General features: G+C 67.1%; 13 protein-coding genes. 2 read left to right on the forward strand and 11 right to left on the reverse strand.

Annotated elements, in window-relative coordinates; all coding sequences use genetic code 11:
* Positions 1–131 precede the first annotated feature (131 nt).
* Entirely contained in the window at positions 132–518 is a 387-nt protein-coding gene (locus ACSDHM_RS15715) for a BON domain-containing protein (protein WP_072167181.1), read from the reverse strand.
* 172 nt (positions 519–690) lie between these two features.
* Here ACSDHM_RS15715 and ACSDHM_RS15720 point away from each other — a divergent pair, with 172 nt between their 5' ends.
* Positions 691–1,734: an oxidoreductase gene (locus ACSDHM_RS15720; protein ID WP_439426379.1), complete on the forward strand. Its 1,044-nt coding sequence runs from the start codon at positions 691–693 to the stop codon at positions 1,732–1,734.
* Between the two features lie 184 nt (positions 1,735–1,918).
* Here the strand turns inward: ACSDHM_RS15720 and gnd are convergent, their stop codons facing one another.
* From gnd to ACSDHM_RS15755, 7 genes are all read right to left on the reverse strand, one after another.
* On the reverse strand, positions 1,919–2,824 hold the full coding sequence (gene gnd / locus ACSDHM_RS15725) for a phosphogluconate dehydrogenase (NAD(+)-dependent, decarboxylating) (protein WP_072167183.1): 906 nt from the start codon (positions 2,822–2,824) through the stop codon (positions 1,919–1,921).
* A 10-nt stretch (positions 2,825–2,834) separates the two neighbouring features.
* Positions 2,835–4,085 carry a hypothetical protein gene (locus ACSDHM_RS15730; RefSeq protein WP_088496531.1) on the reverse strand — a complete coding sequence of 417 codons (1,251 nt, stop codon included), beginning with the start codon at positions 4,083–4,085 and terminating at the stop codon, positions 2,835–2,837.
* Between the two features lie 2 nt (positions 4,086–4,087).
* Positions 4,088–4,684, reverse strand: coding sequence for a DUF2242 domain-containing protein (locus ACSDHM_RS15735; RefSeq protein WP_252744845.1), 597 nt, complete (start codon positions 4,682–4,684; stop codon positions 4,088–4,090).
* 234 nt (positions 4,685–4,918) lie between these two features.
* Positions 4,919–7,096 carry a carboxy terminal-processing peptidase gene (locus ACSDHM_RS15740; protein WP_072167186.1) on the reverse strand — a complete coding sequence of 726 codons (2,178 nt, stop codon included), beginning with the start codon at positions 7,094–7,096 and terminating at the stop codon, positions 4,919–4,921.
* 278 nt (positions 7,097–7,374) lie between these two features.
* A complete protein-coding gene (gene lipA / locus ACSDHM_RS15745) occupies positions 7,375–8,385 on the reverse strand; it encodes a lipoyl synthase (protein ID WP_072167187.1) in 1,011 nt (336 codons plus the stop codon).
* An 18-nt stretch (positions 8,386–8,403) separates the two neighbouring features.
* Positions 8,404–9,114, reverse strand: a complete 711-nt coding sequence (gene lipB / locus ACSDHM_RS15750; RefSeq protein ID WP_072167188.1) for a lipoyl(octanoyl) transferase LipB — start codon at positions 9,112–9,114, stop codon at positions 8,404–8,406.
* Complete coding sequence (locus tag ACSDHM_RS15755; protein ID WP_065196483.1) at positions 9,102–9,380, reverse strand: YbeD family protein; 279 nt, start codon at positions 9,378–9,380, stop codon at positions 9,102–9,104. Before ACSDHM_RS15755 ends, lipB begins: the two co-directional genes overlap by 13 nt.
* A 350-nt stretch (positions 9,381–9,730) precedes the next feature.
* On the opposite strand from ACSDHM_RS15755, the gene ACSDHM_RS15760 reads away from it, so the two are divergent.
* A complete protein-coding gene (locus tag ACSDHM_RS15760; RefSeq protein ID WP_080376906.1) occupies positions 9,731–10,789 on the forward strand; it encodes a lipid A deacylase LpxR family protein in 1,059 nt (352 codons plus the stop codon).
* 244 nt (positions 10,790–11,033) lie between these two features.
* Here the strand turns inward: ACSDHM_RS15760 and ACSDHM_RS15765 are convergent, their stop codons facing one another.
* From ACSDHM_RS15765 to mltB, 3 genes are all read right to left on the reverse strand, one after another.
* Positions 11,034–12,254 carry a D-alanyl-D-alanine carboxypeptidase family protein gene (locus ACSDHM_RS15765; RefSeq protein WP_061479685.1) on the reverse strand — a complete coding sequence of 407 codons (1,221 nt, stop codon included), beginning with the start codon at positions 12,252–12,254 and terminating at the stop codon, positions 11,034–11,036.
* Positions 12,255–12,354: 100 nt separating this feature from the next.
* The gene (locus ACSDHM_RS15770; RefSeq protein ID WP_053498246.1) at positions 12,355–13,626 is read right to left on the reverse strand and encodes a septal ring lytic transglycosylase RlpA family protein; all 1,272 of its coding nucleotides are present in this window, start codon (positions 13,624–13,626) and stop codon (positions 12,355–12,357) included.
* The gene (gene mltB / locus ACSDHM_RS15775) at positions 13,623–14,768 is read right to left on the reverse strand and encodes a lytic murein transglycosylase B (protein ID WP_061479687.1); all 1,146 of its coding nucleotides are present in this window, start codon (positions 14,766–14,768) and stop codon (positions 13,623–13,625) included. The genes ACSDHM_RS15770 and mltB overlap by 4 nt, the downstream gene beginning before the upstream one ends.
* Positions 14,769–15,004: the final 236 nt, after the last annotated feature.

Genomic DNA, 15,004 nt, shown 5'->3' on the forward strand with positions numbered 1-15,004 from the left:
CGCGGTCGGCTGAACGGGTTGGCAATCAGACCTGTAGGGCCAAGCCCATGCTCGGCTGCCTTGGAGTTCCAGCCGAGCGTGGCTCGGCTCTACAGGTCACCGGGCGCCCCACGCGGGGGCGCCCAACCGGTTCAGCGCTTGGCGGCAGCGCTGACCTTCAATGCGGCGGCATCGACGCGGGTCACGCCCTTGATGCCCTTGGCGGTGGTGACCGCCTTGTCCTTCTCGGCCTGGGTGGCCACGGTGCCGCTCAGGCTGACCACGCCGTTCACCGTTTCCACCTTGATCTCGGTGCCGGGGACGTTGCTGCTGGTCAGCAGGTCCGCCTTCACCTTGGTGGTGATCCAGCTGTCGGTCACCGGTTCGTTGGAATCATGGCGATCCGCATGGGTAGCCGGATGTGCGCTGGTGGCCGGCGGGCTCTTCGCGGCCGGGTCCTTGGCGAAGGCGGCCGAGGAGGACAGTGCCAGGCCCAGCGTCAGGGCAGAAGCAATCAGCGTGCGAGTGGTATTGCTCATCGTGTCGTTCTCCTTCGGGATGTGCTGCCAGTCTGGACAAGCGCACGTAGAGCAGGCGTGGCGTCGCGGTCATGCCGCCGTGAATCGAAGCGTTTCCAACGGCAACGGTTCAGTTTTGGGCTGTCCGCATCCGTCGTTTACCCTGCCCTTCCCCCCCAGCCGGAGCTCTGCCATGCGCCCCGACCTGCACCTGGCCCTGATCGGCTACGGCCTCGCCGGCCGCGTCTTCCATGCCCCTCTGATCCAGCACACGCCCGGCCTGGTCCTGCACAGCATCGTCAGCTCGCAGCGCGACACGTTGCTGCGCACGTTCAGCAACGTACACGTGCGTGCAACGCCACAGGACGTGTTCGACGATCCAGCGGTGGATGCGGTGGTGATCGCCACGCCGAACGAACAGCACGTGCCACTGGCGATGGCCGCGCTGGCCGCCGGCAAGCACGTGCTGGTCGACAAACCCTTTGCGCTGGATGTGGCCGAAGCGGAAACAGTACTGGCCGCAGCACGCGACGCCGGCCGCATCGCCACCGTGTTCCAGAACCGGCGCTTCGATGCCGACTTCCTCACGCTGCAGGCGCTGCTGTCCGAAGGCACGCTGGGCGAGGTGGCCGAATGCCATGCGCATTTCGACCGCTACCGGCCGCAGGTGCGCGACCGTTGGCGCGAACAGGACGGGCCAGGCAGTGGCCTGTGGTACGACCTCGGCCCGCACCTGCTGGACCAGATGCTGGTGCTGTTCGGCTGGCCCGACGCCATCGATGCGGATCTGGCCGTGCAGCGCCAAGGTGGCGCCGGCATCGACTACTTCCACGCCGTACTGCACTACCCGCGGCACCGCGCCATCGTGCATGCCGGTTCGCTGGTGGCTGCCCCTGCCCCGCACTTCAGCGTGCATGGCAGCAAGGCCAGCTGGATCAAGTACGGCCTGGATGTGCAGGAGGCCCAGCTGCGCCGCGGCGTAGCGCCGGGTGCGCCCGGTTGGGGCATCGATCCCCGGCATGGCGAACTGGTGCGCTGTGATGCAGAAGACAATGTTCTGCGCAGCACCGTCGACAACCTGCCCGGCGACTATCGTCGGTTGTATGCGCAGTTCGCAGCGGCGATGCACGGCGACGGCGAAGCGACGGTCAGCCCGATGCAGACATTGCAGTTGATGCGGCTGCTGCAGGCCGGCATGGACAGCGCGCGCGAAGGGCGGCGGATCGCGTTGGACTGACCAGTAGATCCACGCCATGCGTGGATGACGTGGCAACGATCAGAGACGGCTTTTGTAGAGTCGAGCCATGCTCGACTGGCTGCATGGGGTCAGAGCCCTTTCCTGCGGAAAGGGATCCGACCCCGATCTGCCCGGGGTCGGATCCCTTCGGCAACGCCGAAGGACTCTGACCCCACCGCAGTGCTTACGACTTCTTGATGGCGTGGCCGCCGAATTCATTGCGCATCGCCGACAGCAGGCGATCGGTGAACGAATTCGATTCGCGCGAACGCAGGCGCTCCAGCAGCGACAACGTGATCACCGGTGCCGGCACGTCCAGCGCGATGGCTTCGGCCACGGTCCAGCGGCCTTCGCCGGAATCCTCCACGTATGGCGCGATGCCATCCAGCGACGGATTGCGCTTGAGTGCTTCGGTACTCAGGTCCAGCAGCCACGAACGCACCACGCTGCCGTGGCGCCAGACTTCGGCCACCTGGGCCAGGTCCAGTTCCATTTCCTGCTTGCGCTCCATCAGCGCGAAGCCTTCGGCATAGGCCTGCATCATTCCGTATTCGATGCCGTTGTGGACCATCTTGGTGAAATGGCCGGCGCCGGATGGACCAACACGCGCCCAGCCGCGATCCTCCGCCGGAGCCAGCGTGCGCAGCAGCGGTGCGATCTGCTCCACCACCGGCGCTTCGCCACCGACCATCAGGCTGTAGCCTTCCTGCAGGCCCCACACGCCGCCGCTGGTGCCGCAGTCGACGTAGCCCAGATCGTCCTCCGCCAGCGCCTTGGCGCGACGGATCGAGTCCTGGTAGTTGGAGTTGCCGCCGTCGATGACGATGTCACCCTCGGCCAGGTGCGGGGTCAGCTGTCCCAGCGTCTGGTCGACGGTTTCACCCGCCGGCACCATCAGCCACACCACGCGTGGCACCGGCAGCGCGGCCACGGCGGCGGCCAGCGAATCAACCACTTCCAGGCCGGCCTCTGCAGCGCGCTGGCGCGCACTTTCGCCCGGGTCGTAGCCGACCACGCGGTGGCCGCCGCGATGCAGGCGCTGGGCCATGTTGGCGCCCATGCGGCCGAGGCCGATCATTGCAATATCCATTGTTTCACCTTCAGTTGGGGTCTAGGGTCAGGCTGCCTGGCCTGCCGGTAGCCGCGCAGTGGCGCAGTTGCGCCTCGCGCCAACGCCGGTAGAGCGTGGTATGCAGATTGTGCACCGCCAGGTCGATCGAAAACGGCGTTCTCGGGTTGCGATCGAGCAGGCGGACGATGTGGTAGCCGATAGGACGTATACCGCGCGGATGCACGTAGATCACGAACTGCTGGTAGAACGGATCGTCCAGCAGCTGATCCATGCGCACCAGAGCCGCGTGGTAGCGCGGTGCCAGGCGTGCGCGCAGCTGTGGATCGCGCTCGAACAGCAGGCGCTCGAAATAGCGCTGGCCGGCGCGCGGAATGTCCTGCGCCAGTTTCCAGAGCTCGGCATTGCGCTGGTCGTACCAGGCCAGGCCGGCGTGCAGCGCCAGCGCCTGCGCAGCGCCCTCGCCCACCTCGACCACCACGAAGTTCTCGGCCTGGTTGCTCAGGTCGTCCAGCGTGCCTTTGTCGTACACATGTTCGATGAAACCGGGCACGCCCACGAACGCCTGCCGCCCCATCGCCGCGGTGCGCACCGCCTTGCCATCGGCGAAGAGGTCGCCCGCATGCGCGCCGAGCAGGATGCTGTCGGTGTCGTGCAGCGCGAGGAAGGTGCCGATCGACAGTTCCTCCGCTGCGAACCCGGTGTCGAACGCAGCATCGCCATACAGCTCGCGCTGGGTGGCCAGCTGTGCGACCTGGCGGCCGACACCGCATTCGGCACGCACGGCACCGCTGTAGAACGCCTGCAGCGCATGGCTGTTGCCCGCGCGGGGCACGAAGCCACGACCGAAACTGCGCGTACGCTGCCAACCCTGTGCCGGTGCGCCCTGCAATCCGAAGCCGATCCATCCCAGCTGCGGGCCGGAGAAGCGGAACGTGGGATTGCCCTGCAATGCCGAAGTCGCGCGCCGCGTGGCCGCCCCCAGCTCGAAGGCATAGGCGCAGACGGTGGCGGGGTCATCCAGCAGCTGCTGCAGCAGTGCCTGCCGAGCGGCAGCGGGCAGCGCCGCCGGCCACCGCACCTGCAGGTCGCCGGCCGCCTGTGAATCAGCCAGCGAGGCACGCGTACATACGGGACCACCGCGCACCTGCGGCGCGGTGAGGGACGCTTCTTCGAAGCGCCACCCCAACCGCTGCAGCAGGCCCTGCGTACAGTCCGGGGATGGCGCTGCCACGACCCACGCGGGCGCCAGCAGGGCTGCAATCAGCCACCTGCCGCGCACACTCAGCCCTGGTCCGTGACCGCCGGTGCGGGTTCCGGCGCCGCTGCCGGCGACGGCGATGGCGATGGCGTGCCAGCCGCGGCCGGCAGATACTGCTGCAGGCGCTGGAAGAAGCGACGATAGAACTCGGCATCCGTGACCGTGCTGCTGGCCACCTTCACCAGCGAGTCGTCGTTGCTGCCGAACGGCAGCGACACCGAGCCCAGCGCACCCACGCCGACACTGGCCGAGGTCGGGCTCTTCTTCAGCGCGTAGCGGTCCTGCACGGCACTGACGAACACCAGCGTCTGGCTGCCGCGCGGGGCGCAGGAGATGCGCAGCACCAGCTGCTCATGGTCATCCTCGCGCGGCTGGAAGTTCTTGTTGCCCTCCACCTGTGCGTCATCGGAGCGGGCGATGGCATAGCCTTGGCTGAGCAGCGTGCGGCGCGCGGCCTCGCAGGCTTCGCCGGGGCGTCCCTCAACGGTGCGCGAGAAGGTATCGCCGGAATCGAAAGACTCGCGCAGCACGGTGCTGTCGGCGGCGCGGCCACCACAGGCCGAAAGGATCAAGGCGCTGGCGCACGCCACGGCAGCGCGGGAAAGACGGGAGGCCCGCATGGGTACTCCTGCGAGGACGGAAGCACCAAGGGTAGTCCGGCCCCCGTGTGCGGCAGGTCGATATGCCCCCCCACGTTGCTCCCGGTTCATGCACGTAAAAGGGGACGGAGGGGATCAAGTCGTTTGCGGCACTTCATTGGCCCGGGCATGGCCCGGCGCGACCGGGAATGGGCTTCCCAAACAGATAGGGGCCGGCAATGCCGGCCCCTGCGGATGTCGTGCGCCGCCTCCGGCTCAGTCCGCCCAACGCCCCGCGCCGGTGGACTGCGGCAGCACCTGGGCCGACAGCGGACGGTCATTGGCCAGCAGGTTCACCGCGTCGGCCAGGATCGAGGCCGACTCGCGCAGCAGCGGGTCCGGACGCTTTTCGGCGGCCTTCTCGCGGGCGGCATCCTTCACGATGTCGCGTTCGTTGCCGGTCAGGCCATCATCACTGCTGTCATCGGCCAGCGGGTCCAGGGCCAGGCCCAGCTCCTTGCGCTGCAGCTGGCGTTCCTTGCGCTGGGCGTCCTGGCGCTCGCGTTCGGCGCGACGGGTGGCCTCGTTGAGCGAGATGTACTTCTTCGCCGCCTCGGTCCGGAACTGCTGCACGTCCTCGTTCCACCACTGGAATTCCTTGTCGGTGGCGATTCGCGCGTCGTGGCGGACCTCCAGCTTCGGCAGCAGCGGCGCGAAGTTGCCGTACTGGGTGTGCGGCACGGCGGCGATGCGGGTCCACGGCAGGGCGTTATCGTAGGTGCTCTCGCCGAATTCGGTGGCATCGACGCTGGCCGGGAAGGCCAGGTCCGGCACCACGCCCTTGTGCTGGGTGCTGCTGCCGCTGATGCGGAAGAACTGGGCGATGGTCAGCTTGACCTGGCCGAAGCGCTGGGTCTCGCCACTCGGCCAACGGTCGAGGTCGACGATGTTCTGCACGGTGCCCTTGCCGAAGCTGGTTTCACCGATCACCAGGCCACGACCATAATCCTGGATCGCACCGGCGAAGATCTCCGAGGCCGAGGCCGAACCGCGGTTGATCAGCACCGCCAGCGGGCCATCCCACGCCACACCCTGGTTGCGGTCGCTGTTGACGGTGACGCGGCCACCAGACTCACGCACCTGCACCACCGGGCCCTGCTCGATGAACAGGCCGGTCAGTTCGATGGCTTCATCCAGCGAACCGCCGCCATTGTTGCGCAGGTCCAGCACCACGCCGTCCAGCTTGTCGTTCTTGAAACCAGCCAGCAGCTTGGCCACGTCGCGGGTGGCCGAAGCATAGTCGGCGGCGTTGCGGCGACGGCCTTCGAAGTCCTGGTAGAAGGTCGGCAGCTTGATCACGCCGATCTTCCGTGCCGGCTCGCCGTTGGCGGCCGGAATGGTCATGGTCTCGCCCTTGGCGGCCTGTTCGGCCAGGCGCACCTTCTGCCGGGTCAGTACCAGGGTGTGGTGCTTGCCGTCGGCACCTTCGGCAGCCGGAATGAACTCCAGCTTGACCTGGGTGTCCTTGGCGCCGCGGATCTTGGCCACCACATCGTCGATGCGCCAGCCGATCACGTCCTCGACCTGGCCAGACTTGCCCTGGCCAACGCCGACGATGCGGTCACCCGGCTTCAGCGTGCCGTCCACCGCAGCCGGGCCGCCGGCGATGATCTCGCGGATCACCACCACGTCGTCCTGGCGCTGCAGCTGCGCACCGATGCCTTCCAGCGACAGCGACATCGCCTGGTTGAAGTTCTCGGCCGTGCGCGGGGTGAAGTAATCGGTGTGCGGATCAACCGCGCTGGTGTACGAATTCATGAAGAACTGGAAGACGTCTTCGCCCTTCAGCTCGTTGACCGACTTCTCCAGCGTCGCGTAGCGCTTGTCCAGCGTCTTGCGGATATCGTCCGGCTTCTTGCCTGCGAGCTTCAGGCGCAGCCAGTCGTTCTTCACCGACTTGCGCCACAGCTCATCCAGCTCGGCGCTGCTGGCCGCCCACGGCACCTTCTTGCGGTCGTACTCGAAGCGCTCGTCGGTGGTGAAGTCCGGCTCCTGCTTGAGCAGCTTGCGCGCAAAGGCCACACGTTCGCCGACACGCTGCTTGTAGACCGCGAACACCTGGAACGCCGGTTCCAGTTCGCCGCCACGGATGGCCGAGGAGATGTTGGCTTCGAAGGGCGCAAAGCGCGCCACGTCGGCCTGGGTGAAATACTGCTTGGCGCCGTCCAGCGTCTCCAGATAGCGCTTGAACACGTCCTTGGAGGTGGCCTCGTCCAGCGCACGCGGTCGGTAGGCGTAACGACTGTCGGACAACAGGCCATACACCAGCTTGGAGGTGGTCACCTGATCGGCAGTTGCCGCAGCGGGCAATGCAGGCGAGTCGGCCTTGGCCGCCAGCGCCAGCGGCGCGACCAGCGCCAGGGCCATCAGGAATGCGGGGGCTTTGAATTTCATTGACGTGCTCGAAGGCGCCTTGCCAAGGGGGAGACTGCAGGGTGTTCAGACACCCCGACAGTGCCGAAAGTTGCCGGGTTTGTCACCCGGCCGCGCTCGGTGGAAAACCAGCCTAGCCGGGCCGGTGTAGCAAATTGTGAATGCATGTAGAGCCGAGCCCATGCTCGGCTGGCCGGCAGCAAGCAGCCGAGCATGGGCTCGGCTCTACCGCAGGCAGAGGTGTGCGGACCAACGGTCCGCACCCACAGGAGAAGCAGCTCCCACCCACCGGGAGGGTGTCAGGAAACCCCTGCGCCCTTGGCCTGCACGTCGGCGTGGTACGAGGAGCGCACCATCGGGCCGGACGCCACATGGCTGAAGCCCAGCTCGTAACCGTAGTCTTCCAGCGCCTTGTAGTCCTCGGGGGTCCAGTACTTCAGCACCGGGTGGTGGTGCGCGGTCGGCTGCAGGTACTGGCCGATGGTGATCATGTCCACGTCGTGCGCGCGCAGGTCACGCATCGTGGCCTTGATCTGTTCGAAGTCCTCGCCCAGGCCCAGCATGATGCCGCTCTTGGTCGGCACGTCCGGGTGCTGCGCCTTGAAGTTCTTCAGCAGGTTCAGCGACCACTGGTAGTCCGCACCCGGGCGCACGTTGCGGTACAGGTCCGGCACGGTCTCGATGTTGTGGTTGAACACATCCGGCGGGTTCTGCGCCAGGATCTCCAGCGCACGTTCCATGCGGCCCTTGCCGCGGAAGTCCGGGGTCAGCACCTCGATGCGGGTACCCGGCGACTTCTCGCGGATGGCGGTGATGCAGTCAACGAAGTGCTGGGCACCCCCGTCGCGCAGGTCATCGCGGTCGACGCTGGTCACCACCACGTACTTCAGGCCCATGTCGGCCACGGTCTGGCCGAGGCTGGCCGGCTCGTTGGCATCCGGCGGCTTCGGGCGACCATGGGCCACGTCGCAGAACGAGCAGCGCCGGGTGCAGACCTCACCGAGGATCATGAAGGTGGCGGTGCCATGACCGAAGCACTCGTGGATGTTCGGGCAGCTGGCTTCCTCGCATACGGTCACCAGGCGGTTCTCGCGCAGCTTGGCCTTCAGGTTCTGCACGGCATTGCCCGAAGGAATGCGCACGCGGATCCAGGACGGCTTGCGCAGTACCGGCGCGTCGGCGAACTGCACCGGCGAACGGTTGATCTTGTCACCGCCCAGCTGCTTGACCCCGGCCTGCAACGGCGCGGTGGACGGAGAATCGCCCTGCACGATCTGCAGGGGAATGGAACGGGCGGTGGTTTCAGTCATGGCAGTTCCGGGGGGCGGTCAGGCGGCCGCAGAAAGATCGGGCCGTTCGGGCGTGTGCTGCAGCAGCAGGCCAAACTGGCGGGCCAGGTGGTCCAGCAGCACTGGCTTGACGGCGTCCATCCCGGAGGGGCCGCCCAAGTCCAGCACCGAGGTCACCTGCAACCCCTGATAGCCACAGGGATTGATGCGGTGGAAGGGTTCCAGGTCCATGGCCACGTTGAAGGCCAGCCCATGGAAGGTGCAGCCGCGGCGCACGCGGATGCCGAGTGCGGCAATCTTGGCACCACCGACGTAGACGCCCGGGGCGCCCTCGCGGCGTTCGGCGCCGATGTTCCACTCGGCCAGGGTATCGATGAGCGCCTGCTCGATGCGGCACACGTAATCGCGTACACCGATGCCCAGCCGTGGCAGGCGCAGCAACGGATAGATCACGATCTGGCCGGGACCGTGATAGGTCACCTGGCCGCCGCGGTCCACGTGCAGCACGGGGATGTCGCCCGGCGCCAGCACATGCTCGTCCTTGCCGGCCTGGCCCAGGGTGAACACCGGATCGTGCTCGACCACCCACAGCTCGTCGGCATCGGCGTCGCTTCGCTGGTCGGTGAAGCGCTGCATGGCGCGCCACACCGGTTCATACGGCTGGCGGCCGAGGTCACGGACCAGCGCCGGACGCGGCGCACGGTCCTCCGGGGCGGCTTCGGCCGGGCAGGAGTCGGCTACAGCGTCCACTTCACTTCCGGGTGGTCACGCAGCGCCTGGTGCGCCAGGTCGTACTGTTCGCGGCTCCCGGCCTTGAACACGATGCGGACGGACACGTACTTGCCGTTGGAGGAGTGCTTCCAGCTGATGCGTTCGTTCACCACATCGATGCCGGCGGCCAGCAACAGGCGGGGAAGCTCATGCTCCAGGCCGCGGTTGGCCGGGCCCATGGCGCTGAGCTCGAACTGGCCGGGGAACTGGAAGCCGTGGTCGGGGTTGTCGGACTTGATTTCCATGGCCCCATTATCGGGCCGCAGGGCAACAAACCCAAGAGTATTCATCAACGCCAGGACCGCACCGGCGGTCTGCTGCGTTGCAGGCAGCCCAAGGGACGGGCCTGAGGCCCAACGGCAGCTGACTGCAATCTCCTGACCGTCACCAACGCGAACATCGTACGGGCGGCCCGCGACCGCCTTCACGCCCGGCCTGCGGCGCGTACGCGGGTAACAAATTGTGCCCGCCGGACAATGTTGTTTTCGGAACAGACAAGTGATCCGGACGTGCTCGTTCCGACGCGCGGGCACGAGTACCGTAGCGTTGCAGAAAACGACTGAAAACCGCCCCCTTCCCCATGAGCATTCCATCCATGCGTAGTGTCGCAGCTCTCGGGCTCGCCGGCCTGCTGGCCTCTGCCCTCCCCCTTGCCGCCCAGGCGGCCGAACAATGTGGCCCGGACGCCATGCGCGACCACCCGCCGCAGGTTAATTTCCGCGTCGACAACGACCTGTTCGGCGGCCGCCACCAGGATCAGGGCTATACCAACGGTGCGCTGTTGACCCTGGTTTCCCCCAATCTGGTCGATTACACCGACGACCCCTGCCTGCCGCGCATGGCGCGCTGGGTGAACCGGTACCTGGAAGGGCTGCATCCGGGCAAGTTCGAACAGCAGAACATGATCTTCAGCATCGGCCAGGGGATCTTCACCCCGACCGATTTCACTCGCAGGGACCTGATCGAGGACGACCGCCCTTACGCCGGCGTGCTGATCGCGAACTTCGGTTTCAATGCGCGCAGCGGCGACCGCCTGCAGACCACCCAGCTGACACTGGGCGTGGTCGGTCCGTGGGCACAGGGCAAGCAGGTGCAGAATGCCGTGCACGACGTGCTGGGCGACGAAAAATTCAAGGGTTGGGACAACCAGCTGCACAACGAACCACTGTTCATGCTGACCCATGAGCGCATGCGCCGCTGGCCGGGCGATGCCAGCGTCAATGCCGACGGTTGGGGTTGGGACGCGATCAGCCACTACGGCGGGTCGATCGGCAACCTGGAAACCAAGGCCAATTTCGGCGGTGAAGTGCGCTTTGGCTGGAAGCTGCCAGACGACTTCGGCAGCACGCCGCTGCGCCCGGCCGGCGAGAACACCGCGCCGACCCGCCGCGGCCGCCCCAGTGGGTGGTCCTGGCACCTGTTCGCGACCTCGGACGCTGCCTGGGTGATCCGCGATATCACCCTGGATGGCAACACCTTCCGCAACAGTCACAGCGTGGACAAGCGCCATGTGGTGGCCTACGGCGGGTACGGCGTGGCGGTGATGTACGGCCGCTGGAAGTTCGCCGCCGCGCGCTACCACAGCACGCGCGAGTTCAACGGCCAGCGCGAGGCGCCGGTGTTCGGCAGCTTCACCATCAGCCGGTCGCTGTAGGCGAGGGGCTGATGGTGAAGCGGGTAGGTGCCGACCGTTGGTCGGCACACCGGTTATTGCATCGCTCGCTGTAAGCGAGCGGCTGAGGGTAGTGCCGGCCGCTGGCCGGCTGTTGGCACATCCGGATGGGTTCAAGCGGAGCCGGCCAGCGGCCGGCACTACCCGCATCCGCACGCAACCGGCATCCCGAAACAGAAAAGGCCGGCATTCGCCGGCCTTTTCGTTCACCACGCCGGGGCGTGGATCATTCCGATTCCCACCACATCCAGAAGCTGTCCCACAGGCGCTTGAAGAAGCCGGCCTGCTCGACGGCGGCCACGGCCACCAGCGGCGCTTCGGCGACGACCTTGCCATCCAGGGTGACCTTCACGGTGCCGATCTGCTGGCCGGCGGTGAACGGTGCTTCCAGGGTCTTGGGCACATCGATGCTCGGCTTCAGGTCGTTGTAGCGGCCGCGCGGCACGCTCACCAGCATCGGCTGGGCCACGCCCAGCTGCACCTTGTCGGTGGTGCCCTTCCAGACCTTGTGCTCGGCAACGGCCTTGCCCGGCTCGTACAGGCGGTGGGTCTCGAAGAAGCGGAAGCCCCAGTTCAGCAGGGCCAGGCTGTCATCGGCGCGCTGCTTTTCCGACGCACCGCCCAATACCACGGCGATCAGGCGCTGGTCGCCACGCTGCGCCGAACTCATCAGGCAGTAACCGGCTTCGGAGGTGTGGCCGGTCTTGATACCGTCCACGCTGCCGTCGCGCCACAACAACAGGTTGCGGTTCGGCTGCTTGATGTTGCCGACCTGGAATTCCTTGATCTTGTTGTACGCGTAGGTTTCCGGGTAATCACGCACCATCGCGCGGCCCAGCAGCGCCAGGTCGTAGGCGGTGCTGTGGTGGCCTTCGGCAGTCAGGCCGTGGGCGTTGACGAAGTGCGAGTTCTTCATGCCGATCTTGGCGGCGTAGCTGTTCATCAGCGACGCAAAGGCTTCTTCGCTGCCGGCCACGTGCTCGGCCAGGGCGATCGCGGCGTCATTGCCGGACTGGATCGCCATGCCCTTTTCCATGTCTTCCAGGCGTGCGGTCTGGTTGACCGGGAAGCCGCTGTAGCTGCCATCGGTGCCGGCGCCGCCTTCGCGCCAGGCGCGCTCGCTCATCATCACCTGGTCATCCGCACGGACCTTGCCGTTCTTGACCTCGGCGGCAACCACGTAGGACGTCATCACCTTGGTGATGCTGGCCGGCGCGAGCTGCTCGTGGATGTTCTCGCCGGCCAGCACCTGGCCGGTGGCGTAGTCCATCAGCACCCAGGCCTTGGATACGCTCGGCACCGGCGCCGGCGGGGTGGCAACGGTGGCCGGGGCGGCAGCGGCGGCGGCAGGCGCCGGCGTGGCCGGGGTCGGCAGCGGGGTCTGGGCGGAAGCCAGGCCCACCACCAGGGTGGCGGCCAGGGCGGTGGCGGCGGAACGGAAATTCATTGGACAGCAGGCTCCAGGGGACGGCCAGGAATGGAGGGTGGAACGTAGTGGCCATTGTAAGGCCGGGGCGGCATGGGCCGGCAGCACCGGCCCGGGCGGGTCAATCCTTGACGATCTGCGGCGAACCCAGGCCCAGACCGGCAATGCGGCCGACAAGTTCCGCGGCACTGGCATGGTCGCTGGCGGGAACGCGCAGGCGGAACAGGGTGCGGCCACCGGCGGCGATGTCGCTGATGGTCGCGCCAACGATGCCGGCGGCGTTGAGCTGGCCCATTGCGCGGTTGGCATTGTCGCGGCTGGAGAAGCTGGCGACCTGCACCATCACCGCGCCTACCACCTGCTGCGACAGGCTGGGGGCCGTCGGTGTGGCCGGCGTCGTACGCGCCGGCGCCGGCGTGACCGCGCGCGGCGCCGCGCTGGCGACGGCAACCGGTGCCACAGGGGCGCTGCGCGCCGGCGGTGCGCTCGGCGGCAGGCTGCTGACCGCCACGTCCGGCACGGCGCTGGCCACGCCCTGGGTGGTGGCCGGCTGGCCACGCGCAGGCATGGCGTCGGCCGGCAGGCGCTTGACCAGGCGATCAATGTCGCTGTCGGCGGTGGCACGCGCAGCCGTTACCGGGCGCGTACTGGCCGCCGCGACAGCCGTTTCGGCGGCACGGCGCTCGCGGCGCGACGGCTTTTGGGCCAGCAGGTTGCTCTCGCCCGGTTGCAGCGCACGCACTTCCACGTTGCCGGTACCGCGCTGGGTGATGCCCAGTCGAACCGCGGCGGCATAACTGAGATCGACCACGCGACCGTCATGGAACGGGCCACGGTCGTTGACGCGCACGATCACCGACTCGCCGTTGTCCAGGTTGGTGACGCGGGCGAAGCTGGGCAGCGGCAGCGTCTTGTGCGCGGCGGTGAACTGGTACATGTCGTAGACCTCGCGGTTGGAGGTCAGGCGGCCGTGGAACTTGGCGCCGTAGTACGAGGCCGTACCGCGCTCGACATAGTTGCGGGTGTCGTCGAGCACCTTGTACGACTTGCCCAGCACCACGTACGGCGACTTGTTGCCGATGGCCGAACGCTCTTCGGCGGTCACTTCCGGCTCGGGAATGCAGGCGACGTTGGGAATGTAGTCCGGGGTGCTGTCACGCACGCCGGGCTTGTACAGCCCCCCGGCGGTGTAGTTGCCGCGCGTGTTCGGGTCTTCCTTGGCCGCGGCATAGGGCGAGCCCTCCGGGCAATGCGCCGGGCGCGAGCCGCGACCCTGCACCACCGTGCCGCTGGGCTTGCCACCGTGGCCGGCCGTGGCCGGCTTCTTCGGCGCACTGCTGCAGGCAGCCAGCGCGAGGACGATCAAGCTCGGGACCAGCCATCTGATGTTCATGCCGGGGGCAGCTCCTGTCCGGCGATGGCCTGCGACAACTGGAACACGGCCATCGCGTACATCTTCGAGAGGTTGTAGCGGGTGATCGCGTAGTAATTCTGGAAGCCCAGCCAGTACTGCTTGCCGGTGCTGCCCTCAAGTGTGATCGGCGTTGCGGTGGCGCCCGGCTGCACCGCAGCGCTGGGCTGGTAGCCGCGCTGCGCCAGGTCGGCCAGCGACCAGGTCGGCATCCATTCGGTCGGGTTGAACTCCTCGCGCCCCGGCGCCAGCGTGGCCGGTACGGCCACCTGGCCACCACGGACCCAGCCGCCCTTCTTCACGAAATAATTGGCGATGGACGAGAACACATCGTCGTAGCTGGTGAACAGGTCGCGACGGCCATCGCCATTACCGTCCACGGCGTAATCGAGATAGCTGGACGGCATGAACTGGCCCATGCCCATCGCACCGGCATAGCTGCCCTTGAGCGTGGTGATGTCCAGCTTTTCCTCACGGCCCAGCTCGAACAGCTTGGCCAGCTCATCGCGGAAGAACAGCTCGCGACGCACTTCGCGTTCCAGCTTGGCCGGGTCGCCACTGCGCGGGTAGTAGAACGCCAGCGTGTACAGCGCATCGAGCACGCGGTGGTTGCCGGCATTTTTCCCGTAACTGGTCTCCACGCCGATGATCGCCACGATCACTTCGGCCGGCACGCCGGTGCGCTGCTGCACGCGATCCAGTTCGGCACGATGCTGGGCCAGGAACGCACGGCCGCCATCGATGCGTGCCTTGCTGATGAACATCGGCCGGTATTCGTTCCACGGTTTGACCCGTTCGGCCGGGCGCGACATGGCTGCGATGATCGGCTGGCGCACCTGCGCCTGGTCGAGCACGCTGCTGATCTGCTCTGGCTTCAGGCCATAGCGCTTGGCCGTATCGGCAACAAAGCGGGCCCGTGCGACCTCGAACGGCACCGGGGTGAGATCGACCGGCGGCGCTGTAGCAGCGGCCGCTTCGGGCGCGGCCTCGGCCGGGCCGTGGGCCTTGGTGGCGGGCTGGCGCGGCGTACTGCTGGCCTGGGGCGGAGACGGTGGGGACTTCGGCTGGGTCGCGCAGGCGACCAGGCCGAGGGTGAGCATGCAGGCCAGAGTGCGTCGAATCATCGTCGCAGGTTAGCAGGTCATGGATGAATTAAAACCCCTAACACCATGAATCACAACGATTTGCCCACGTTCAGCGGGAAATGTGAAGACGCCGTGATCGAGCTTCCCCATTCAGATAGAGGTGGCCGGTTGCGTCCCCATCCCCGCAGACGCAACCGGCGACCGGATCCGGTCGGTACCTGCGCGGCTGCCGCTCCCCAGTGGCAGTTCCCCGCGCTCCCTGTACCCGTTGGATC

Source organism: Stenotrophomonas sp. T8 (assembly GCF_051853085.1).
GTDB classification, from domain to species: Bacteria; Pseudomonadota; Gammaproteobacteria; order Xanthomonadales; family Xanthomonadaceae; genus Stenotrophomonas; species Stenotrophomonas sepilia.

Bases quoted from the DNA above. Each gene is read 5' to 3' on its own strand.
- ACSDHM_RS15735 (WP_252744845.1), bottom strand. From the start codon at position 4,684: ATGCGGGCCTCCCGTCTTTCCCGCGCTGCCGTGGCGTGCGCCAGCGCC.
- lipA (WP_072167187.1), bottom strand. From the start codon at position 8,385: ATGACTGAAACCACCGCCCGTTCCATTCCCCTGCAGATCGTGCAGGGC.
- ACSDHM_RS15740 (WP_072167186.1), bottom strand. From the start codon at position 7,096: ATGAAATTCAAAGCCCCCGCATTCCTGATGGCCCTGGCGCTGGTCGCG.
- ACSDHM_RS15755 (WP_065196483.1), bottom strand. From the start codon at position 9,380: ATGGAAATCAAGTCCGACAACCCCGACCACGGCTTCCAGTTCCCCGGC.
- ACSDHM_RS15770 (WP_053498246.1), bottom strand. From the start codon at position 13,626: ATGAACATCAGATGGCTGGTCCCGAGCTTGATCGTCCTCGCGCTGGCT.
- ACSDHM_RS15715 (WP_072167181.1), bottom strand. From the start codon at position 518: ATGAGCAATACCACTCGCACGCTGATTGCTTCTGCCCTGACGCTGGGC.
- mltB (WP_061479687.1), bottom strand. From the start codon at position 14,768: ATGATTCGACGCACTCTGGCCTGCATGCTCACCCTCGGCCTGGTCGCC.
- ACSDHM_RS15765 (WP_061479685.1), bottom strand. From the start codon at position 12,254: ATGAATTTCCGTTCCGCCGCCACCGCCCTGGCCGCCACCCTGGTGGTG.
- gnd (WP_072167183.1), bottom strand. From the start codon at position 2,824: ATGGATATTGCAATGATCGGCCTCGGCCGCATGGGCGCCAACATGGCC.
- ACSDHM_RS15760 (WP_080376906.1), top strand. From the start codon at position 9,731: ATGCGTAGTGTCGCAGCTCTCGGGCTCGCCGGCCTGCTGGCCTCTGCC.
- ACSDHM_RS15720 (WP_439426379.1), top strand. From the start codon at position 691: ATGCGCCCCGACCTGCACCTGGCCCTGATCGGCTACGGCCTCGCCGGC.